The sequence below is a fragment of the Pseudoclavibacter sp. CFCC 14310 genome (assembly GCF_008831165.1).
In the GTDB taxonomy this organism is placed as follows: domain Bacteria; phylum Actinomycetota; class Actinomycetes; order Actinomycetales; family Microbacteriaceae; genus Pseudoclavibacter_A.
In genome coordinates this window covers 40,674-61,545 of sequence record NZ_WBKC01000001.1, presented here as the reverse complement: position 1 = coordinate 61,545, position 20,872 = coordinate 40,674, and the positions used below count along the sequence as shown (strand labels likewise).

Sequence of the window (20,872 nt, the reverse complement as noted above, 5' to 3'; positions counted from 1 at the left end):
GGGCGTGACGAGAAAGGCCGCAGAGATGGCAGAGACTGCAGCAGACAGCACCCACGTTGACCTCCCGGTCGCGATCGTCACCGGAGCCACCGGAGGCATGGGGCGGCTCATCGTCGCTGACTTGGCCCGCGACCATCGTGTGATCGCGGTCGGGCGCGACCAGAGCATCCTGCGGCAGCTTGCCCACGAGCACGGGGCCGAGCCGTTCGCCGCCGACCTCGCCGCCGTCTTCGACGCGCGAGTCGCAGCCGAGATGCGTGATGTCGCAGACGGCGCGGCTGGTAGAGAGTCCAGCAGCACATCAGACCGAGCCGATGACGTGGCCAGCGCCGAGGCGAACGGCAGCGGCAGCGTCACCGACAGCATGAGAGGCGAACGCGACGCGATCGCTGAGCTGGCGACCGTCGTCGATCGGGTGGATGTCGTGGTGCACGCCGCAGCCATCGCGCGCCGCAACTCGGTGGCTGACGCGCCGGCCGCAGAGTGGCAGCGGCACTTCTCTCTGAACGTCGGCGCACCGGCGGCGCTCACTGCGGCACTGCTGCCGAAGCTCAGGGCGAGTCACGGTATCGCGGTGTTCATCAACTCGGGGGCAGGGTCGAATCCGCAGCCGGGCAATGCCGTCTATGCCATGTCGAAGCACGCGCTCTTCGGCGTCGTCGACTCGCTGCGCAAAGAAGAGGCCAACGCCGGGGTGCGTGTGACCACGGTGAGCCCGGGCCCGACCGATACGCCGATGCTGCACGAGATGAATCGTGGTGGCACAGGTAGTGCGGGTGCTGAGACCCGTGCAGCAGAGAAAGCGCCGAAGCCGGCCTACGAGATCATCGATCCGGCAGAGATCGCTCGTGCTGTGCGTTTCGTCGTCGATGCCGGGCCATCTACTCAGATCACCAATGTCGACGTGCGCCCGCGCATCGAGCTCGGTGATCGCATCTCCGACGCCTTCGACGCCTGATCTGCAGGAGTGGCTTGAGATCAGCCGAGTTCGGCAGGCACGTGAGCAGCTAGTCAGGTCCTAGACTTCTGAGCAGTCGTGCGACTGGTCGTGAGGCAGATGGCGCTGGCCAACACCAATGCACTCGTGGCAGCGATGAACACCGCGGCTGAACGATCCGTGAACTCTGGCGAGCTAGCTGAGCCTGCCACGGCTGCGAATAGGGCGATCCCGAGTGCGCCTCCAGCCTGGCGGGCGGTGTTGCTCGCACCAGAGGCCAGGCCTGGCGCAGCGGGTGTGGCCTTCAGCGCCGAGGCGACGATAGCCGGGGTGAGCACGCCTAAACCGGCACCCCACAGCGCGAGAAATAGTGCCAACCCGACATGGTTGGATGCGTTCGCGCTCAGACACCACGAGATCCCTGCCATGCCGACCGCAGCGATGAGTGCACCGATCGCACTTGTACGCCAGGTGCCGATGTGAGTGGCGAGCCAGGCTGCCGGTGCACCGAGCAGAGGCAGCGGCAGCATCGCTGGCAGCAGCATCAAACCTGCTGCCAGCGCGTCGAGGTGGTGCACAATCTGCAGGTTCTGCGTGAGCAGAAACAGCCCGCCCAGAGCGCACAGGTTCATCAGCCCGGCAACGAATGAGGCGAGGCCGAGCCGAACCGCATCTGTCTGACGTGGTTGCGGGGGTGATTGACGCGACCTGCCGGACCGCTGCGGACGGGCGGGCGTCTGCAGGGCAAGCACGGGTATCAGCGCGAGAGCGATGACCGGCACTGACAGCCAGAAGACTGACCGCCACCCAGCCCATTGCACCAGAATTCCACCCAGCAGGGGTCCGGCAGGAAGCGCCGCCCCTCCGACGGCCGCCCAAACCCCGACCAGACGGGTGCGGGTGCTCTCGTCAGAACTAACCTCGACGAGCAGGGCCAAAGTCCCGGGCAACATGAGCGCCGCCCCGACGCCTTGAATCATGCGAGCCCCGACGAGAGCGATGATCGTCGGCGCCAAGCCGCATGCGGCAGAGGCAGATGCGAAGATGAGCATGCCGATCAGCACGACTGTGCGGTGGCCGATATGTTCTCCAAGCAGGCCCGACACGAGCAGCAGCGCGGCCAACGGCACAGAGTAGGCATCGACCACCCATGCAAGCCCACCGGTGTCTGCGTCCAGATCGATGCCAATCTGAGGCAGGGCAACATTGATCAGGGTGACGTCAAGCAGAACCAGAAAGTATCCGCTGCACAGTGCGAGCGACAGGGACCAGCGTGGAAGATTCATCGTCATGGTCTTGATTCTCGGGCTGGGATGTTTCAGCCGTCGTCGAAGTATTCGCCGCCTACGATCAAGGCATGGAACGAATCGATTCAGCGCTGGGCGAGCCTGACATCGCTGCAGTCGCGGTGGCTTTCGCCGACCCACGACGGGCACGGGTGCTGATGGCGCTTGCCGACGGGCGAGCACTTCCTGCAGGCCGCTTGGCAGCAGAAGCCGGTGTGTCTGCATCGACAATCAGCAGCCACTTGACGATTCTGCTCAATCATGGCTTGGTGACCGTGTCGAAGCAGGGTCGGTACCGCTACTACCGTCTCGCGACCACCGAAATCGAAGGCGTGATCGAAGCGCTTGCTCGAATCGCACCGCGTGCCCCCATTACGTCGCTGCGTCAAGACACCCAGGCACACGCCCTACGCGCCGGGCGCACCTGCTACCGGCATCTGGCTGGTCAGGCGGGCGTCGAGCTGTTCCAACACCTCATCTCCGCAGGCTGGGTCGTCGGTGGTGATGGACTGCATCATCCCGAGCAGACCGGGGATCGGCTCTCATCGTCGGGAACGAGCGACTGCTATCGGCTCACTTCTGCCGGTGCGCAGGCGCTTGCCGCCTGGGGTGTCGCACACTGCTGTCTCTCGACCTCGCGACCCCTGCGCTACTGCGTGGACTGGACCGAGCAGGCTCATCACCTCGCGGGTTCACTTGGAGCAGCGGTCACCGATCGACTCTTCGAGCTGGGTTGGATCGCACGCAACGGGATTCCCCGCAGTGTGACCGTCACCTCGACAGGCGAGGCAGGATTCGCCGAGCTCTTCTGAGTGCGCTTCTCAGGATGCGGCAGAACTTCCCTAGGTAGCCCCGACCCGCAGCCCCCGCACCCCTACAGCCCGTGCGCCACCAGACTGCGAGCCACGCGATCGGTCTCGCGCAGCATCGTCGGATCGGTGCCGGGCATCGGGCTGATCACCGCGTCGCCGAGTAGCTCGTTGAGCGGGATGCCCGCCACGTGCACCCGTGCATCAAGTTCGCCGTCGGCATGCACGACCAAGCCCGTCGCCACATCGATATCGGGGGCGATGCCCTCAAGGCGAGTGCCGTCGGCGCGGCGCAGCTCGTGCGGGCGCACGCGAGCATCCGCACGCAGGCTCGAGAGCAGCGGGTCTGCCGAGATGCGCACGTCGGGGGAGTGCATCCACGCATCTATCAGGGTGCGGGCGCGCAGAGGCCCGCCACCAGTGGTGGGCGAGCGCAGCTCGAACGCGGGACCCTCCGAGTCGCCGCCTTCGTCGATCGTCAGCGTGGGGTGCGCCCCGACGAAGTGCACCAGACCGGCGTCGATCAGCGCGAGCAGCTGCCGACTGCGGAACGCGGGCGGCCCAGAACCGATCATGCCGCCGAAGCTCATCAGATCGTGGTAGCGGCCGCAGCGCGACTCCCAAGTGAAGCGGCCGCCGCGACCGAGCACCGACGAGGGCTTGCGTGCGGCGCTGAACGCCCAGAGGCCCGCCTTGATCGGGCTGTCCAAGCCGAGTTCGGCCTCGTGCAGGTCGCCGACGAGGCGGTTGCCGATCAGCTGCGTGAGCGCTCCGACGGCGGATGCGACATCGCGCCCGTCGGCGGAGGACGCCTCGGTCTGTGGTGCAGTGTCGATGCCCGCCAGGGGAGTGATCAGGCGATCCGGATGGAACCGGTCGTCTTCGTGCGGAATCACCGGCGCCAGCGCAGCGTCGAGCGCGGCGAACTCGGCCGGGGTGGTGTCGATCAGGTGGACGATCTCGGTGAGGTCGACGAGCAGAGCCTGCGGACGCACCCGCGTCAGCGTGCGGGCGTGCGCCTCATAGGCGTCGCGCACGATCGCGGGCCACACCTCGGCGTCGAAGTCGATGCTGCCGACGAGACGGTCGGTCTGGGCCTCGGCCGCGGCCTCGTTCTCGAGCCGACGGACGACCGCGCCGAGCCGATGCAGGTCGGCCTTCGGCGGCAGCGAGTGGTACTCCGACTTCGGCAGGAACGGATACCCGCGCGTCGACGAGACGAGCAGCTTCGGCTCGCGGCCGCCGGCCACGTAGGTGAGCCCCGACCGTGTCTCGGGGGTCACCTCGAACCGCCCGCCCCGCTCGATTGTGAGCAGCGCCATCGCGTCGAAGAACCCCATGCCCGTGCCGCGCACGAGGGCGGTCTCGCCGCCGGGCACGTTCTCGAGCGGCTGGTCGATCGGGTTGTCCGGGGCGATCCAGACCAGCTCCGGGTGCCGGTGTGTCGCCAGGCGCAGGGCCTCTTCCTCGACGGTGGGCGCGTTGCGCAGCCAGCCGCCCGAGATCACGGTCGCCGTGGCGCGGATGCGCTCGCCGTCGCTGAGCGTGAGGATGTCGGCGTCATCGCCGGCGATTTCACCGATGCCGGCCGCTTCGGCCCCTGCAGCGGCGAGACCGACGACGCGAGCATGGTGGCGGTGCACCTGTACGTTGTCGGGCAGCCAGGCGAGGGCGACGTTCAGGCACCAGCGGATGTACTCGCCATAGAGCGCACGCGTCGGGTTCGACTCGGGGCGTGTGCGGGCCATCTCGTCGAGCACCGGCGACAGCGCGGTCAGATCGGCAGGATGCTCCACCCAGACGCGTCGATGCGCTTCAGAAATCTGTGCGAGCTGCTCACTGTGCAGCGCATGTGTGGGATGCGATGCGTGCGCCGTACCCGTGTCGCTCGCATCGTGTTCGTGCGCGGCGAACCCGGCCGCAGCATCCGCCGAGACGAAGGGGTCGGCCGAGGTGGCGTCCCCGGTCGCCGCGATGCCCGCACGGCGTGCGGCGTCGAGCGCGAGCAGCACCCACTCGTACATCGTGGGCCCCTCGCGAACCGGCCCCTCGACGGTCGCGCCGGGCTCGGTGAAGAGCGTCACGGCGCCTGCGAGCGTGTTCATGCACAGCGTGCGCGTCTGATCGGTGCGCCAGATGCGACCGGCGCCCAGCTGCTGATCGTCGACGAGGTGCAGATCGATGGGCGCGGGGGTCTGTGCCGGGTGTGCGCTCTGCGCGACGCCGATGGCGGCACCCAGGCGCTCGATCAGCGAGACGCCGCGAGGGCCGACGCCGACGACGGCGATGGATGCCCGAGTGGCCGCAGCCGGGCGAGTGTCGGCCGCGCGTGAAGAGAGGAGGGAATTCGTGGTGTGCACTGAAGAACCTTACGTACGCGTCGAAACCCAGTGTCGCACTGTTTCAGTTTGTGACGCGAAAGGTGGCGCGATCGAACGTTGTCGGGTGAACTAAGCCAGTTCCCAGAACCCGAAGGAGTCACCATGCGCACCTCTCGCCTGCGTCGCGCGCTGCTCGCATCAGCTGCAGTCGCCTCATCTGTCGCCCTGTTGGCAGGATGCTCCAGCGGCTCCGGCTCGTCGCAGCCGGTCGGCGACCCCAAGACGGGTGGAACGCTCACCTATCTCGAGGCGCAGACGTTCAACGGGCTGTATCCGCCTGCTGCGGGGCTGTACCCGAACGGCGGAATCGTGAACAACATCACCGACCGTCTGCTGTACCAGGATCCGCAGACCCTGGAGCTGAAGCCGTGGATCGCGACCTCGCTGCCGCAGGTCAACGCCGACGCGACCGAGTACACCTTCACCTTGCGAGACGGCGTCACCTACTCGGACGGAACGCCGCTCGACGCCGCCAACGTGGTCAAGAACTTCGATCTCTTCGGCAAGGGCGACAAGGGGCGCAAACTCACCGCCTCGGAGCAGATCAACAACTACGACCACGGCGAGGTCGTCGATGCGCACACCGTGAAGTTCCACTTCAAGGCGCCTGCACCGGGCTTCGAGCAGGCCACGTCGACGCTGAACGCGGGGCTGCTCGCCAACGCCACGCTCGATAAGGGCAGCGAGGACTTCGGCCCCGGCCACGCCACCGGCGTGATCGGCTCGGGCCCGTTCGTGGTCTCTGACGAGCAGGTGGGCACGCAGCTCACGCTGAAGGCCCGAGACGACTACAACTGGGCCCCGCCCTCGGCGTCGCATCAGGGTCGTGCGTACCTCGACCAGATCAACTTCGTGCTCGCGGGCGAAGACAGCGTGCGCATCGGCTCACTCGTCGCCGGCCAGGCCGACGTCGCCCGGCAGATCGCCGCACCCGACGAGGCACAGGTCACCGGTGCCGGCCTGCAGCTTGTGGCCGCCGCCACGAACGGGGTCAACAACGGTCTGAACTTCCGTTTCCGCGACTCGCGTCTGAGCGACATTCGTGTGCGCCAGGCGATCATCGCCGGCGTCGATCGCCAGAACATCATCGACTCGCTGTTCACCGACTCCTACCCGCTGGCGACCTCGTCTCTGGCCAAGAACGCCGCCGGCTACAAAGACCAGTCGTCGCACTACGTGTACGACCAGGACAAAGCGAAGCAGCTGCTCGATGAGGCAGGCTGGACGCCGGGGGCCGACGGCATCCGCACCAAAGACGGTCAGCGCCTGTCGCTGACCTTCAACGAGGCCGTGCCGCAGCCGCGCTCGAAAGAGGTCGTGACCAAGATTCAGGAGCAGCTCAAGCAGATCGGCATCGAGGTCAACCTGTACCAGGGCGACTACGCTGCGCAGACCGCTGCGTCGCTCGATCAGGACACCGTGCAGGTGTACCACTCGATGGTCGGCCGCGCCGACTACGACGTGATCAAGAGCCAGTTCGCCGGCGAGAACCGCAACACGCTGCTGAACCTGAACAAGAGCGACGGCAGCTATGGCGACGCGCACCTTGAGCAGCTGCTGCAGGACGTCGCGTCGAAGCCCACCGCTCCCGAACGTCAGGCCGCCAGCCAGGCGGTGCAGGACTACCTCAGCGAGCAGGCCTACGTGCTGCCGATCTTCGAAGAGCCGCAGGTCTTCGGCCTGCAGTCGTACGTGCAGGGCTTCAAGACCGAGGCCGTGGGCCGTCCGGACTTCTACAGCACCTGGCTGAACAAGTAGAGCCGAACATGGACGAAGTGGTGAATCGCCTCATATGAGTTACATTCTGCGTCGCGCCGGGCAGGCGCTGCTGGTGCTGCTGGTCGCATACACCGTGGCCTTCGTGCTGCTCTCGGCTCTGCCCGGCGATGCCGTGATGGCCCGCTACGCCAGCCCCGAACTCGGGCTCTCGCCCGAACAACTGGCTGACATCCGCGGCTCGTACGGTGCCGATCAGCCCGTCTGGCTGCGCTATCTGATCTCGCTCGGCGGGTTTCTGACCGGTCAGCTCGGCTACTCGGTACAGACCGGGTCTGCGGTGACGACGATGCTCTCAGAGGCCCTGCCCTCGACACTGCTGCTCGCACTGCTGGGCTTCGCGCTCGCCGTGCTGCTGGCCGTGACGATCGCCTTCACCTCGACGTTCGGAGCGTTCGCCTGGCTGCGCCGCATCTTTCGCACACTGCCGCCGCTGTTCGTCTCGGTGCCGGTGTTCTGGATCGGCATCATCCTCATCCAGGTGCTCTCGTTCCAGCTCAAGCTGATTCCGCTGATCGGCGCCAGCGGCCCGCAGTCGCTGGTGATGCCGGTGCTCACCCTGTCGATTCCGATCGCCGCCCCGCTCGCACAGGTGCTGATTCGCAGCATCGACGAGGTCAGGGTGCAGCCCTTCGTCACCGTGGTGCGCGCTCGCGGTGCGAGCACCAGCTGGGTGCTCTGGCGCAACGTGGCCAAGAACGCGCTGCTGCCGACCATGACCATCGCCGGTCTGCTCTTCGGCGAGCTGGTCGGTGGCGCAGTCGTGACCGAGACCGTCTTCGGTCGTGCCGGCATCGGTCAGATCACCGCTCAGGCGGTCGCCAACCGAGACACTCCGGTGCTGATGGCCGTCGTCATCATCTCGGCTGCCGTGTTCGTCATCATCAACCTGATCGTCGACCTGCTCTATCCGGTCTTCGACGCCCGTCTGCGCAAGGAGGTGCGGTCATGAAACGCATCTGGCGCACACCCACAGTGCTGCTCTCGCTGCTGGTGCTGTTCATCGCGGTGCTCTGGGCCATCATGCCCGGTCTCTTCGCCCCCGGTGACCCGACTGTGGCATCCGGAGTCTCACTGCAGGCCCCCAGCGCACAGCACTGGTTCGGCACCGATCAGACTGGCCGCGATCTCTACACGCGCGTCGTGCACGGTGCGGTGCAGTCGCTCAGCGGCGCGCTGATCGCCGTGTTGGTCGGCCTCGTCGTCGGCAGCCTGATCGGTCTGTTCGCGGGTGCCCGCGGCGGGGCGCTGGATGCGGTGCTCATGCGCATCGTCGACGTGCTGCTGTCGATTCCGGGTCTGCTGCTGTCGCTCAGTGTGATCATTCTGCTGGGCTTCGGCACGACCAACGCCGCCATCGCGGTGGGCGTCACCTCGGTGGCCACGTTCGCACGGCTGGCGCGCTCGCGGGTGATGCAGGTGCGTGCGAGCGAGTACGTCGAGGCGGCCTACGGCAGCGGCGGCACCTTCGGCACCGTGCTGCTCAGGCACATTCTGCCCAACTCGCTGGCCCCGGTGCTGGCTCTCGCGGCGCTGCAGTTCGGCAGCGCGATTCTGCAGATCTCGACTCTGGGCTTTCTGGGCTACGGCGCTCCGCCGCCCACGCCTGAGTGGGGGCTGCTGATCGCCGAAGGGCGCAACTACGTGGCCACCGCCTGGTGGCTCACCGTGCTGCCGGGCATCGTCGTGCTGCTGGTCGTGTTGGCCACCAACCGACTGAGCCAGGCCATTCAGAAGGGAGCGGATCAATGAGCGACCTGCTGAACATCTCTGATCTCGCGGTGCGCTACCGCACTCGCAGCGGGCACATCGACGCCCTGCACGGCATCGACCTCAGCGTGCGCGCCGGCGAGGTGACTGCCGTCGTCGGCGAGTCCGGCTCGGGCAAGTCGACCACGGCGCAGGCCGTGATGGGGCTGCTGCCGACGAACGCCGAACTGGTGCGCGGCACCATCACTCTGGGCCCCGACCTGCGCGTGGGCGATCAGGTGAGCATGGACAGACCCGAAGACGGTGCCGCGGTGCGTGCGACGTCGTCGGTGCTCTCCGACCTCGGGCCGCGCGAATGGCGTGCGGTGCGCGGGCGTCAGATCGGCCTGATTCCGCAGGATCCGAACAACTCGCTCAACCCCGTCAAGCGCATCGGCGAGACGGTGTCAGAGGCCCTGCGCATCCACCGCTGGAAGGATCGCGACGCCCGAAACCGGCGCGTGTTCGAGCTGCTCGAGCGCGTCGGCATCGACCAGCCCGATCTGCGCGCGAGGCAATACCCGCACGAGCTCAGCGGCGGCATGAAGCAGCGTGTGCTCATCGCCGCGGCCATCGCGCTGCAGCCACGTCTGATCATCGCCGACGAGCCCACCAGTGCGCTCGACGTGACCGTGCAGCAGCGCATCCTCGATCTGCTCGACGAACTGCGTTCGCAGGACGGCACCGGCATCCTCTTCATCACCCATGATCTCGCCGTCGCCGGTGATCGTGCCGACCAGGTCGTGGTCATGCAGCACGGCGAGGTGCGCGAGCACGGTTCGGCGGTGCAGGTGCTCTCGAACCCTCAGCACGCCTACACCCGACAGCTGCTCGATGACGCGCCCTCGTTCGCGCACATCACCGAGGCCGTGCACTGGAAGCGTCCGGCTGTGACGTCGCTCGATTCCTCGGCGACCGCGGCGGCGGATGCTCCGTTGCTGCGCGTCGAACACCTGCGTCAGGAGTTCGGTGGCGGGCGTGGCAAGGAGCCCTTCGTCGCGGTCGACGACGTGTCGTTCGCCGTGCGGGCGGGCACCACGCATGCGCTTGTGGGGGAGTCCGGCTCGGGCAAGACCACGACGGGCCGCAGCATCGCCGGCTTCAACGCGCCGACCTCGGGCAGCATCCTCTTCGATGGATCTGACATTCTCGGGCTGGACCGCAAGGCGCGCCGACAGCTGCGCCGAGACATTCAGCTCGTCTATCAGAACCCGTACAGCTCGCTCGACCCGAAGCAGACGATCGGCGACATCATCGCCGAGCCGTTGGCCAACTTCGGCATCGGCGACAAAGCGTCGCGTCGGCGCAGCGCCGCCGAGCAGCTCGATCTGGTGGCGCTGCCTCAGGACGCCCTCGAACGCCGCCCGCGCGAGCTCAGCGGCGGCCAGCTGCAGCGCGTGGCCATCGCGCGTGCCCTGGTGCTGCAGCCGCGGCTGATCGTGCTCGATGAGGCGGTCTCAGCGCTCGACGTCACTGTGCAGGCGCAGATCCTGCGGCTGCTCTCGAAGCTGCAGCAGGAGCTTGCTCTGACCTATGTCTTCATCTCGCACGACCTCGCCGTCGTGCAGCAGATCTCCGACACGGTGAGCGTGCTCAGCCATGGCCGGCAGGTCGAGGCCGGCACCACGGAGCGCATCTTCGCGCATCCCGAGACCGAGTACACCCAGCAGCTCATCGCGGCGATCCCGGGACGTCGCCTGCCCTTCACGAAGAGTGTTTCACGTGAAACACTCGAGTGAGCATGGCTGCGTGACCGCTGTGACCCTGCCCGAGTGAGCCACGGCACAGCACGACCCGGCATCAGCCGGGCACCAGCCCAGCCCAGACCAGCGCACGACTTCGCCGCACCGGCACCGCAGCATCCCCGAGACAAGGAACGATCATGACTGAACCGAACGTCGACATCATCGACCAGCTGGCCGGCATCACGCCCGGCAGCGCTCTCGACGAGCTGCGCAGCCATCGGCAGCAGGCGCGCGAGAACGCTCAGCGCAGCTTCGCCGCCCTGCTCGAGCCCGAGCAGCCCGGCACGTTCGGCTACGACGAGCGCTATGCGGTAGCGACTCTGGTGGCCGGTCTGCACGGCTTCGACGAGGCCAGCAGCTTCTATCGCGACCTGCTCTCTGACGCGATCGACGACGAGACCGCAGTCAAGCGGCTGGCGGGCATCATCGACGAGGTCGTGACGAACAATCGGGTGCAGGGGCCGTTCGGCATCTATCGCGAGCCGCAGCTGGCGAACGAGAATCGTCCCGGCCCCGACCTGCGTCTGACCGACGAGCAGCGCGACGCCCTCGGTGCACGACTGTCGACGGCCTTCCAGCTCGCGCAGATTCTGGTGCTGCACCCGCGCGACTCACGCCCCGAGATGCTTGTGCCGCTCAGCGAGGCCGGATGGTCGACCACCGACCTGGTCAGTCTGGAGCAGCTCATCGCCTTTCTCGCGTTCCAGCTGCGCAGCGCATGGGGGCTGCGGGCGCTGGCCGGTACGGCTCCGGCTCCGGCATCCGCCATCGCGCCCGACGCGGCGCCGCCGGGGTCGGTTGCGACCGACGAGAACGCAGACGTGATCGCGCTCGCCGACGAGGCGCACGCAGCAGCGGCGGATGCCACGGGTGAGCCCGCATCGCTGCCGGCTGACACGCTGGGCACGGTCGGCACGCCGGTGCGCATCTATCCGGAGCTCGCTCGGCCGACGCACTTCGTGCAGCATTCGCTGGGCTGGGTGCCGTGGCTTGAGCCGCTCGCCGAAGACGAGCTCACTGATCGGCACCGCGAGGCGCTGGTGGAGGATCTGCGCGCGAAGAACCCGTACTTCCGGCTCTTGGTGCGTGACCCCGATGCCCTCGAGGCGCGCACGCTGACCGACATGGACATCTTCTTCAACGTCGACGACGGCATCGGCCGGGCCGAGCGCGAGCTCTCGGCGACGGTGACCTCGCGAGTGAACGGCTGTGTCTACTGCGCTTCGGTGCATTCGGCGCGGGCCAGTCACGAGTCGGAGGCCGCCGGGGCTTCGCGCCAGGCCGACGTGCAGCGTCTGCTCGATCGAGGCGTGGGCCCCGGTGCGCTGAACGGGGGAGCTGCCACTGACCTGGGTGACGACCTCTGGAACGCCATCGAGCGCGCCTCGGCGGTGCTCACGCTAAGCCCGCTCGAGTTCGGCGAGGCCGATGTTGACGTGCTGCGCACGGCCGGTCTCGACGATCTGCAGGTGATCGACATCATCAACGGCGCTGCGTTCTTCAACTGGGCGAACCGGCTGATGCTCGGTCTCGGCGAGCCCGAGGTGCCGAAGCGCTTTCTCGACCAGCACCAGGCCTAGCGCGGCGGCACCGCGTGACGGTGCAGTGTGACGGCGCAGCGGCTCTGCGGCTGACAGCAGAGCCGCCTGCGCACGCCGCTGCACCGTCTCGACGATTCTCGGGTCGGGTCAGCGAATGAGCACCTTGAGCGCCTTGGTCTCTGCCGCGTTGGCGAAGACGTCGTAGGCTTTCTCGAACTCGTCGAATGAGAACTCGTGCGTGACGAAGTTCTCGACATCGAGCTTGCCGGCGGCAACGAGATTCAGCAGCATCTCGAGCGATGTGGTGTTCACCAGACCCATCGTGATGCCGATGTTCTTCGTCCAGAGCTTCTGCATCGCGATCTCGACCGGCTTGCCGTGCACGCCGATGTTCGCCACGTGACCACCCGGACGCACGATCTCGGTCGCCATCTGCAGAGTGGGAGGGATGCCCACGGCCTCCATGGCGACATCGACGCCCTCGCCGTCGGTGAAGGCCAGCAGCTGTTCCTTCCAGTCGGCGGCGCCGGAGTTCACGCCCGCAGTGGCGCCGAACTCCTTCGCCCGCGCCAGTCGGTTGTCATCGAGGTCGACCGAGATGATCTTCGCTGCGCCCTGCAGACCCGCCGTGGCGACAGCCGCGAGCCCCACGGGGCCTGCACCGATGATCGCGACGGTGTCGCCTGGCTTGACCTGGCCGTTCTGCACCCCGATCTCGAAACCGGTCGGCAGTATGTCGCTCAGCAGAATGGCCGCGCGGTCGCTGACGCCCGCGGGAATTCTGTACGACGACGTCTCGGCATAGGGCACGCGCACGTACTCGGCCTGGGTTCCGTTGATGTAGTGGCCGAAAGCCCACGCATCGCCGACGGCACCCTCGTCGCCGAGGCAGTGGCTGAGCAGACCTTTGCGGCAGTTGGCGCAGTGGCCGCAGGTCGTCATGCAGCTCAGCAGCAGGCGATCGCCCACCTTGATCGAGCTCACAGCATCACCGACCTCGGTGACGACACCGACGCCTTCGTGCCCCAGCACGGTGCCGACGGGAGTCTCGGGAACATCGCCCTTGAGCACATGCAGATCGCTGCCGCAGATCGTCGTCGCCTCCATCTTGACAAGCACATCGGTCGGCTTCTCGATGACCGGATCCGGCACGTCCTTCCACTCGCGAACGCCAGGACCGCCGTAGACAAGACCCTTCATGACTTCCTCCTTGAGATCATTTCGTGTCGCGGTGATGCGACACTGGGCGGGATCGCCACCCGGTGATCTCATGCTGGCAGTCGCCGGGCGGCCTTCGAGGCGTCTTTTTGCGGTTGCTGTCTCAACCTGAGACAGTGCGACGCGTGTGCAGCACTGTTGGGTCGTTCAGTCGTGGTTGACGGGTCGGAGAACGCTCCGGAATCGGTCAGCTGAGCCCGTACTCGGCCAGCCGCCGATAGAGCGTGGCGCGCGAGATGCCCAGAGCACGCGCTGCTGCCGAACGGTTGCCGCGAGTGCGGTAGAGCATCGTGATGATCGCAATGCGTTCCTGACGCTCCAGCTCGGTCAGCGGTCGCAGAGCCGCGCTGAAGGCATGGGGTGGCAGGTCGGCCGGCGTGAGTACGCCATCGGGGCGCTGCTCGAGCGCAGAGCGCAGCGCATCCGAGAGCTGATGGATGTTCCCGGGCCAGTGCCCCTCGGCAAGCGTGCGCAGCGCGGCCGGTGAGAGGGCTCGGCGGTGCTTCGGCCGCATCGCGTCGAGCAGGCTCTGGGCGATGGCCGGTATGTCGCCGCGACGTTCCCGCAGAGCCGGTACGACCACGGTGCGCGCGATGAACGGGAGCAAGGCTGAGAGCGGTGAGACCTCGTCGTGCGTGAGCTGCTCAGCGGTGAGCACGATGCGCCCAGGGTCTCCGTGCACTCGAGGCGCTCGCAGAAATCGCTCGATCTGCGTTCGAGAGTCTGCGGGCAGCAGATGCACGTTGCGCAGTACGAGCACGGGGTCTCCGAGTGGATCCTGCCCGACATGCGTCAGAGTGTCGAGCATCGCCGAGAGGTCACCGGTGTGCTCGATCGTCTCAGCTGTGATCACATGTACGTGCAGCCGCTGCGCGGCGGCGACCTCGTTCACCAGCGAGACCTTACCGACGCCGATCTCGCCGAGCAGCAGCGTGGCCTCACCCCTACGCAGGCTGGTGCCGAGCTCTCGTCTGGCCAGCTGCCAGGCATTCGACCGCGTTCCTCTGCTCAGGCTGACTCGATCGACGAGCATGGGCGGATGTGTCTGTGTGAGTTGCTGAGAGAGCGATGCGCCGTGCTGCGTCGCAGCCGGGGCGGCAGGCTGAGACGACGGGTGAGCGTTCGATGTCGCAACCTGTGCAGCGGGGCGTCTGCCATGCACTGTGCCTGTGCCTGCGGCAGTCGGCTTCGCCCAGATCAGCACCCCGTGTGCGAGGCCGCGATCGAAGCGGGCGGCGGCGACCTGCAGCGCTGCGAACGCACGGTCGTGCAGCGCTCCGGAGGTACGCGCGGGCGGTGCGGGCGCCCGCAGAGGCCCGCCGCCTTCGAATCCGCTCAGCTCGAAGACGAATCGGGCACGAGACGCGGCCGAGGTGGCCCGTTTTGCGGCTTGGCACAGCGCGCGGCCCTCGGCGTCGGTCAGCAGCGCATGAGCCTGGTCGCTGTGCAGCGTCATGCGGTCGGTGACGGCGAGAACGGCGGTGCGCGACTGCGGTGGGATGCTGCGCATGGCATCCTCGAACGCCTCGAAGACGTCTCGCTCGACCGGGGATGCGGCGTGCAGCAGCTGCTGTTCAATCGCGTGCGCAGTCTGCACGGCGACCGTCTGCATCATCTGACTGGCATCGCGAATGTCGCAGGTGAGATCGAGCACTCCTGCGAGGCGTCTGGTGATCGGGTCCAGGATGGGCGCGCCGGCACAGACATAGCGCAGAAAGCGCTCCTGAAAGTGGGCGGCCCCCTCGACGTATATTGGCATGCGCGTCTGAATGACGGTGCCGACGCCATTGGTGCCCACGAACCCCTCGCTGAAGTCGAAGCCCGGGGCGAGGTCGATGCCGTTGAGCAGCGTGGTCGCGGCGCGTCCGCAGTCGGCTCGAGCGAGTACGTGTGAGCGTTCGTCAGACAGCACGATGCCGACGTCGAGGCTTCCGAGAGCGTGCACGAGCTGATTCATCGGCTCTTGCGCGCAGCGGGCGAGCACGGTGTCGCTTGTGATGGTGACCTGCTTGGTCGCGTCGCCTGTGGCGTCCACGCATGCTTGAGCAGAACGGCGCCACGAGCCGGCGATCTGCTCAGGCACCAAGTGCCCGAACTCGGCGGCAGCGGCACGTCGGTCGCGCAGAAAACGAGACCTGGCGCGGGAAAGGTCGTCATTGACGGGGATCGTCATATCTCTATTGTGTCCGCGCACGAGTTACTCTGCCAGCACAGGGCGTCGTTTGCCAGAGAAGGCGATTGTTCGGAGCGCGATTGGACGGAAGGCGATTGTTCGTAGGGCGGCGGATCGTTGGGCCCCGGCCCCGGCATCGCCCGGGCTGGGCACCGTTTGAGCCTGCGCTGCCAAAGTGGGTGCGGCATTGCCCGACTGTGCAGCGACATTTGTGGTTACGGCGCTGGTTTGCCACGAATATCGCTACATGGATGCGGTGGTCGCGGCGGTCGCTCGGGTCTGGGCTGCTGCGTGGGGGCCGGCTGCAGAGGGGGCTGCAAGCGCGGCGAGTGGGGTGAAGGCGCGTGGCAGGAACACCCGGTCAGACGAGCGGAGTGGTGATCACCAGCACGGCTTCGACCGGGCCTCTCAACGCGCGGTAGGTGTGCGGGCAATCGCTGACCCACTCCAGGTTCTGCCCCGCTGAGGCTTCGCGCTCCTCACCCTCGCGACCCGCGCGCAGCATCCCGGTGAGCACCTGCACATGTTCGACGACGCCGGGGCCGTGTGCAGGGGAGCGGCGAGAGGCCCCACTGTCGAGGTGCAGTCGGTACACCTCGATCGTGACCTGTGCGCTGCTGTCGCTGTCGACCCCGATGACGTCGGTGTCGAGCAGCCGCACCGAGACCCCCGGGCCCCCGACTGACGAGCCGGCTCGAGCATCCAGCAACAGGGCAAGCGGAGCTCCCAGCGCACCCGCGAGCGCATAGAGGGTCGCGAGCGTCGGGTTGCGCTGGCCGTTCTCCAGCTGCGAGAGGGAGGCCACTCCGACGCCGGACGCCTCGGCCAGCGCTCGCAGCGACATCGCGCGTTCGCTGCGCAGGCTGCGGATGCGCTCGCCGATCGCTGCGAGGTCTGGCAGAACGGCTGCCGCTGGTTCACCGTTCTGCGGCAATGCGCTACCTGACGCAGAAGCCATGCGCGTCTGCGCCGCACGGCCCGGCCGAGGGGTCGTCGCACGGGAGGTCATGCTCGCAGTCTAGCGACGGCAGACACAGAGAGGTCACCTGTTGAAAGAGAGTGCGGCCTTGCCAAGGTCATGCTAATCTCTCACGGTTGTGCTTGTGCTTGTGCTTGTGCTTGTGCTTGTGCTTGTGCTTGTGCTTGTGCTTGTGCGTGCACGCAACGCCCATGCGAGATCTCGAACCCCCGTAGAGAGCAGTCAAATGACGAAGACGTCTATCATCCCCGCACCTTCGCGTGCCCGAACGCTGACCTGTGCCGCGCTGGCGGTGGCGCTCGGCAGCGCAGTGCCCGCAAGTATGCCGCAGGCGGCATATGCTGCAATGGCGGCCGTCGAAGTGACACATGACGCGACGATTGTCGGGCAGGAGTCGACGGGCTTCGGCGCCACGATGTCGCAGGTTCGATGCGATGTCAACGGCAACGGCCGGCCAGACCTGGGCATCGGCAACTTCGCGATGTTCGGCTACGGCGACGCCGAGCCCAGCGCCGCGTACGTGCTGCTCGACGACACTGCGAGTGCTGCAGAGAGCGGCTCTTCGGTGACCGACCTCCACCCCGTGCGCATCACCGACAGCGACTGGGGCACCGGATCGGACCTTCGCTGTGCCGGTGATGTCAATGCAGACGGCTATGACGATCTCGCCGTGGTGCGGCAGGGCAGGTCGCTCAGCATCGTCTTCGGAGCAGCAGATTTCGGCGACGTGGCACTCGATGATCTCGGCGAACGCGGACGTACGGTGACCGGATCGATCACGCGCGCGATTGGCGTCGGCGACGTCGATGGCGACGGGTTCGATGAAATCGGTGTCACTGACACGCGGGGCCGAATCACTGTGCTCAGCGCCGACGGCCTGCCGCAGACCAGTGCACTCGACGAGCTCGACGCCCCGGTGATCTCAGGCGATCCCGACAGCATCGATCTCGTCTCTGCGGTGTCAGCCGGTGATGCGAACGGCGACGGCCGTGACGATCTGCTGGTCGGGTCGGCCTCATGGTCGATGCCTGGCGTGCAGAGTTTCGCGACGGGGGTGAACTGGGTGCTGACTGACGTTCGGCAGTCTGTGCAGGTGGGGGCAGGTGCGGTGCCCGGCTATCGGATCGAAGGGTCCAAGCGCGGCTATGACCTGTTGGGCGGATCGGCGGTCTCCATCGGCGACATCAACGCCGACGGCTTCGACGATGTGATGCTGGGCGGCGACTCCGACGCTCCGAAGACCGGCAGCGCCGTCGTCGTGCTCGGCTCAGACTCCGACGCCCCGGTCACGACCGACCCGGAAGCGACTGCGGGATTCAGCGTGCGCACGGCTGACGAATCGGGCGTTCAGACCCAACGCGGCTGGTGGCTCAACGGCATCGCCTCTGACGATCACTTCGGGCATGCCGTTGGCGCTGCACGCATGCAGAACCGGTCGATGCTTCTGGTCGGCGGTATGGATGGGTCGCCCAGCGGAGATCTGGACGGCGCCGGATACGCGGTCGCGCTCGATTCGCACGCACTGGTGACGGGTGCCCTGCCGACTTCGACGACGGGTGTGCTGAATGCCGCCGATCTTGTGAACGCCGACGGGGCGGTCCCCGGGGCTGCTGTCATCATGGGCACCGGCGCGGGCGAGCACCTTGGGAGGTCGTTCGCTGACCTCACTGAGAACCCTGCCCGACAGAGCACTACGGTGCAGTTCGCAATCGGTGCCCCCGCGCTCTTCACCTGGGACGACACCAGGCCCTCGGTGCGCGTCGTGTCGCTCAAGGACGAGTCTGCGGTCACGCCGGTCGACCCTACGCCGGTCGATCCGGAGCCCACAGACCCGGAGCCCACAGGCCCGGCTCCGACAGACCCGGCTCCCACGAATCCGGCACAGACGCCCGCGAACGATGTGGCCGAGGCGAGTCAGGGCGGAGCACCGTCTGAGACGGCAGCCGAAACCTCGAACGATGCGTTGGCGCACACCGGCGGAAGCGGAGAGTGGGTGTGGCCCTGCCTCGGTGCCGCCGGCGTTGCGCTGACGATCGGACTCTGCGTCATGCTGCTGCTGCGGCGTCGCGTCAGCGAGTAGCACCGGCTGCCGGCGCACCGCCTTCGTCAGTGCTGCGAGGTTGGCCGGGCTGCGAGTTTGGCGGTGCGCCGACGTCGCGCTATGTTCCATATATGGAACAGTCCCACGCGGCCACACGAGAGGGCACAGGCTCAGGCAGCCTTCAGCCGATCCTCGCGGGCATCACCACGGCTCTGGTCGGCTTCACCAGCTCGTCGGCCATCGTCATCGCCGGCCTGCGCGCCGTGGGCGCCGACCTCGATCAGGCGACCTCAGGTCTCGTCGCGCTCTGCCTTGTGCAGGGCCTCGGGATCATCTGGCTCGCGCTGCGACACCGCACCCCGATCACCCTCGCCTGGTCGACGCCGGGCGCAGCTCTGCTTGCCGGCGCCGCGGGTTCGAGCCTCACCGGCGCATCCCCCAGTGCAGACCCCGCTGCATGGTCAGCGGCAGTCGGCGCCTTTCTCGTCGTCGCCGTACTGATCCTGCTCACCGGCCTCTGGCGCGGGCTCAGCGACCTCATCGCGCGCATTCCCGCGGCCCTCGCCCAGGCGATGCTCGCCGGCGTGCTGCTGCCGCTCTGCCTTGCCCCTGTGCACGCCCTGACCGTCTCGCCCCTTGCGGTCGCGCCGGTGATCGTGGTGTGGCTGGTGCTGCTGAGACTCGCACCCAAGTGGGCCGTGCCCACCGCGTTCGCGCTTGCGCTGGCGATCGCCGTGGCCTTCGCGATGGGCGTCGGGCGTTCGGCGGATGCCTCGGTCGCCCCCGCCTTCGCCCTCGCCTCGATGCTGCCCTCGGTGTCGCTCACCATGCCCAGCTTCACCCTCGGAGCAGTGCTCGGCATCGCGGCACCGCTCTACCTCGTCACGATGGTGTCGCAGAACGTGCCGGGCGTCGCTGTCATGCGTGCCAACGGATTCGATGTGCCGTGGCGCGAGAGCATGCTGGTGACCGGGGTGGCCACTGCCGTCGCCGCTCCGGCGGGAGGGCATGCCGTGAACCTGGCCGCGATCTCCGCAGCGCTGGCGGCGGGGCCCGATGCGCATCCGCTGAGAAGCCGCCGCTGGATCGCGGCCGTCACCTGTGGATGCAGCTATCTGGTGCTTGCTGCGACGGCGGGTGCGCTCACGACTCTCGTCGCCGTCGCCCCTGAGGGCCTCATCGAGGCTGTTGCCGGTCTGGCCCTGATCGGGGCGTTCGGTGGGGCGCTCACGTCAGCGCTCAAAGCAGCCGGGCAGCAGACGCAGGCGATCGTCACGATGCTGGTGGCAGCCAGCGGCATTGTCGTGTTCGGTGTGGGCGCCGCATTCTGGGCGCTCGTGGCCGGGTTGGTCGTGCACGCGCTGCTGGAGCGGCGCAGCACGCGTGAGACAGCCTCAGATGTCAGCAGGTTCGCCGGGGCTGCGTCGACGGCTGGTCAGCGCGATCGCGGCAATGGCGACCACCCCGAGCGCGACGGCGCCGATGCGCACCGCTGAGTGCAGAGTGACCTCCTGCTCTTCGGCGGCGTCGCGTGTCGTGAACGATGAGGGGGAGAGTCGACCGGTCGCGGTCTTGGAGATCAGGCTGCGCACGCGGGCGAAGCCCTGCTTGGCCATGCGCAGAGCACCTTCGGCAGACGTCGAGTCGCCGGCGAGCAGCAGCTGTGGTTCGCCGTGCCCGGTGACCGTATTCGGCAGCGCGTACACGGGGTTCCGGTCGTTCAGGCGCCTGAGCCAGTTCTCTGCGACGGTCTCATTGCCGTGTTCGGGGGCGCGATAGTAGCCGAGCACGGCATGTGACGTGCGCCGATACACGAGTGGGGCAGTGGAGCTTGAGACGGTGGACTCGCCAGTGGAGGCGGAGACGCCCACGGCATCCATCGCGGGGTGTGACTGCAGCCAGTCGGTCGCCGACTCGAGCACGGTGGGTGCCCACGACGCGCTCTCTGGGTGCACGACGACGAGATCGCCGTGTGACGAACTCACGCCGACGTTGAGGGCGTCTGCCTCGTCGGCTCCGTGCGCGACGCCGATCACCCGAGCCTGCAGATTGGCGAGGTCAAGCTGATGCTCGAGCTCGGTCTGATTCGCAGAGGTCACGACGATGACCTCCATGGGGCGCAGCGTCTGCGCCTCGAGGTCTTTGAGCACGTGACGCAGCCGTGCAGCCTGCCCTCTCGCAGGCACGATCACTGAGACAGAAGCCATATACGTACGATACAGCGCTCGCGGGGTGGT

Annotated in this window: 15 protein-coding genes; 9 read left to right on the top strand and 6 right to left on the bottom strand. The window is 67.3% G+C overall.

Translation table 11 applies throughout. The annotated features are described in order from the left end of the window. Positions 1 to 25: 25 nt before the first annotated feature. On the top strand, positions 26 to 958 hold the full coding sequence (locus F8O06_RS00215) for an SDR family NAD(P)-dependent oxidoreductase (RefSeq protein WP_225733300.1): 933 nt from the start codon (positions 26 to 28) through the stop codon (positions 956 to 958). 53 nt (positions 959 to 1,011) lie between these two features. On the opposite strand, the gene F8O06_RS00210 is transcribed toward F8O06_RS00215, so the two are convergent. Beyond that, entirely contained in the window at positions 1,012 to 2,229 is a 1,218-nt protein-coding gene (locus F8O06_RS00210; protein ID WP_158036936.1) for an MFS transporter, read from the bottom strand. A 65-nt stretch (positions 2,230 to 2,294) separates the two neighbouring features. On the opposite strand from F8O06_RS00210, the gene F8O06_RS00205 reads away from it, so the two are divergent. Further along, complete coding sequence (locus F8O06_RS00205; protein ID WP_158036935.1) at positions 2,295 to 3,035, top strand: ArsR/SmtB family transcription factor; 741 nt, start codon at positions 2,295 to 2,297, stop codon at positions 3,033 to 3,035. A gap of 62 nt (positions 3,036 to 3,097) precedes the next feature. Here F8O06_RS00205 and F8O06_RS12110 read toward each other — a convergent pair whose 3' ends face one another. Beyond that, positions 3,098 to 5,392: an FAD/NAD(P)-binding protein gene (locus F8O06_RS12110; RefSeq protein ID WP_192496773.1), complete on the bottom strand. Its 2,295-nt coding sequence runs from the start codon at positions 5,390 to 5,392 to the stop codon at positions 3,098 to 3,100. Positions 5,393 to 5,515: 123 nt separating this feature from the next. Between F8O06_RS12110 and F8O06_RS00190 the strand changes: the two genes are divergently transcribed. From F8O06_RS00190 to F8O06_RS12495, 5 genes are all read left to right on the top strand, one after another. Then, positions 5,516 to 7,171 (top strand): TIGR04028 family ABC transporter substrate-binding protein, encoded by a 1,656-nt coding sequence (locus F8O06_RS00190; RefSeq protein ID WP_158030460.1) that lies wholly within the window; start codon positions 5,516 to 5,518, stop codon positions 7,169 to 7,171. Positions 7,172 to 7,205: 34 nt separating this feature from the next. Next, on the top strand, positions 7,206 to 8,141 hold the full coding sequence (locus tag F8O06_RS00185; protein ID WP_158030461.1) for an ABC transporter permease: 936 nt from the start codon (positions 7,206 to 7,208) through the stop codon (positions 8,139 to 8,141). Further along, positions 8,138 to 8,941 (top strand): ABC transporter permease, encoded by an 804-nt coding sequence (locus F8O06_RS00180; protein ID WP_158036934.1) that lies wholly within the window; start codon positions 8,138 to 8,140, stop codon positions 8,939 to 8,941. The genes F8O06_RS00185 and F8O06_RS00180 overlap by 4 nt, the downstream gene beginning before the upstream one ends. Next, positions 8,938 to 10,677 (top strand): dipeptide ABC transporter ATP-binding protein, encoded by a 1,740-nt coding sequence (locus F8O06_RS00175; protein WP_158036933.1) that lies wholly within the window; start codon positions 8,938 to 8,940, stop codon positions 10,675 to 10,677. Before F8O06_RS00180 ends, F8O06_RS00175 begins: the two co-directional genes overlap by 4 nt. 143 nt (positions 10,678 to 10,820) lie before the next feature. Further along, positions 10,821 to 12,263: an alkylhydroperoxidase domain protein gene (locus F8O06_RS12495; RefSeq protein ID WP_158036932.1), complete on the top strand. Its 1,443-nt coding sequence runs from the start codon at positions 10,821 to 10,823 to the stop codon at positions 12,261 to 12,263. 108 nt (positions 12,264 to 12,371) lie between these two features. Here the strand turns inward: F8O06_RS12495 and F8O06_RS00165 are convergent, their stop codons facing one another. The 3 genes from F8O06_RS00165 to F8O06_RS00155 all read right to left on the bottom strand — a co-directional run bounded on the left by F8O06_RS00165 (position 12,372) and on the right by F8O06_RS00155 (position 16,624). Next, entirely contained in the window at positions 12,372 to 13,424 is a 1,053-nt protein-coding gene (locus tag F8O06_RS00165; protein ID WP_158036931.1) for a zinc-dependent alcohol dehydrogenase family protein, read from the bottom strand. A 205-nt stretch (positions 13,425 to 13,629) separates the two neighbouring features. Continuing rightward, positions 13,630 to 15,615, bottom strand: a complete 1,986-nt coding sequence (locus tag F8O06_RS00160) for a sigma-54-dependent Fis family transcriptional regulator (RefSeq protein WP_158036930.1) — start codon at positions 15,613 to 15,615, stop codon at positions 13,630 to 13,632. A gap of 361 nt (positions 15,616 to 15,976) precedes the next feature. Then, positions 15,977 to 16,624, bottom strand: coding sequence for a helix-turn-helix domain-containing protein (locus F8O06_RS00155; RefSeq protein WP_225733299.1), 648 nt, complete (start codon positions 16,622 to 16,624; stop codon positions 15,977 to 15,979). Between the two features lie 196 nt (positions 16,625 to 16,820). Between F8O06_RS00155 and F8O06_RS00150 the strand changes: the two genes are divergently transcribed. Both F8O06_RS00150 and F8O06_RS00145 read left to right on the top strand, forming a co-directional pair. Further along, the gene (locus F8O06_RS00150; protein ID WP_158036929.1) at positions 16,821 to 18,674 is read left to right on the top strand and encodes an FG-GAP repeat domain-containing protein; all 1,854 of its coding nucleotides are present in this window, start codon (positions 16,821 to 16,823) and stop codon (positions 18,672 to 18,674) included. Positions 18,675 to 18,766: 92 nt separating this feature from the next. Then, positions 18,767 to 20,131: a benzoate/H(+) symporter BenE family transporter gene (locus tag F8O06_RS00145; RefSeq protein ID WP_158036928.1), complete on the top strand. Its 1,365-nt coding sequence runs from the start codon at positions 18,767 to 18,769 to the stop codon at positions 20,129 to 20,131. Here the strand turns inward: F8O06_RS00145 and F8O06_RS00140 are convergent. Further along, positions 20,030 to 20,842: a glycosyltransferase family A protein gene (locus F8O06_RS00140; protein ID WP_192496772.1), complete on the bottom strand. Its 813-nt coding sequence runs from the start codon at positions 20,840 to 20,842 to the stop codon at positions 20,030 to 20,032. The two genes, F8O06_RS00145 and F8O06_RS00140, sit on opposite strands and share 102 nt — an antisense overlap. Positions 20,843 to 20,872: the final 30 nt, after the last annotated feature.

Excerpts from the sequence above, each read along its gene's own strand:
- F8O06_RS00205 (WP_158036935.1), top strand. The coding sequence starts at position 2,295 with ATGGAACGAATCGATTCAGCGCTGGGCGAGCCTGACATCGCTGCAGTC.
- F8O06_RS00155 (WP_225733299.1), bottom strand. The coding sequence starts at position 16,624 with ATGACCTCCCGTGCGACGACCCCTCGGCCGGGCCGTGCGGCGCAGACG.
- F8O06_RS00185 (WP_158030461.1), top strand. The coding sequence starts at position 7,206 with ATGAGTTACATTCTGCGTCGCGCCGGGCAGGCGCTGCTGGTGCTGCTG.
- F8O06_RS00180 (WP_158036934.1), top strand. The coding sequence starts at position 8,138 with ATGAAACGCATCTGGCGCACACCCACAGTGCTGCTCTCGCTGCTGGTG.
- F8O06_RS00165 (WP_158036931.1), bottom strand. The coding sequence starts at position 13,424 with ATGAAGGGTCTTGTCTACGGCGGTCCTGGCGTTCGCGAGTGGAAGGAC.
- F8O06_RS00150 (WP_158036929.1), top strand. The coding sequence starts at position 16,821 with ATGACGAAGACGTCTATCATCCCCGCACCTTCGCGTGCCCGAACGCTG.
- F8O06_RS00215 (WP_225733300.1), top strand. The coding sequence starts at position 26 with ATGGCAGAGACTGCAGCAGACAGCACCCACGTTGACCTCCCGGTCGCG.
- F8O06_RS00190 (WP_158030460.1), top strand. The coding sequence starts at position 5,516 with ATGCGCACCTCTCGCCTGCGTCGCGCGCTGCTCGCATCAGCTGCAGTC.
- F8O06_RS00140 (WP_192496772.1), bottom strand. The coding sequence starts at position 20,842 with ATGGCTTCTGTCTCAGTGATCGTGCCTGCGAGAGGGCAGGCTGCACGG.
- F8O06_RS00145 (WP_158036928.1), top strand. The coding sequence starts at position 18,767 with ATGGAACAGTCCCACGCGGCCACACGAGAGGGCACAGGCTCAGGCAGC.
- F8O06_RS12495 (WP_158036932.1), top strand. The coding sequence starts at position 10,821 with ATGACTGAACCGAACGTCGACATCATCGACCAGCTGGCCGGCATCACG.
- F8O06_RS00175 (WP_158036933.1), top strand. The coding sequence starts at position 8,938 with ATGAGCGACCTGCTGAACATCTCTGATCTCGCGGTGCGCTACCGCACT.
- F8O06_RS00210 (WP_158036936.1), bottom strand. The coding sequence starts at position 2,229 with ATGACGATGAATCTTCCACGCTGGTCCCTGTCGCTCGCACTGTGCAGC.
- F8O06_RS00160 (WP_158036930.1), bottom strand. The coding sequence starts at position 15,615 with ATGACGATCCCCGTCAATGACGACCTTTCCCGCGCCAGGTCTCGTTTT.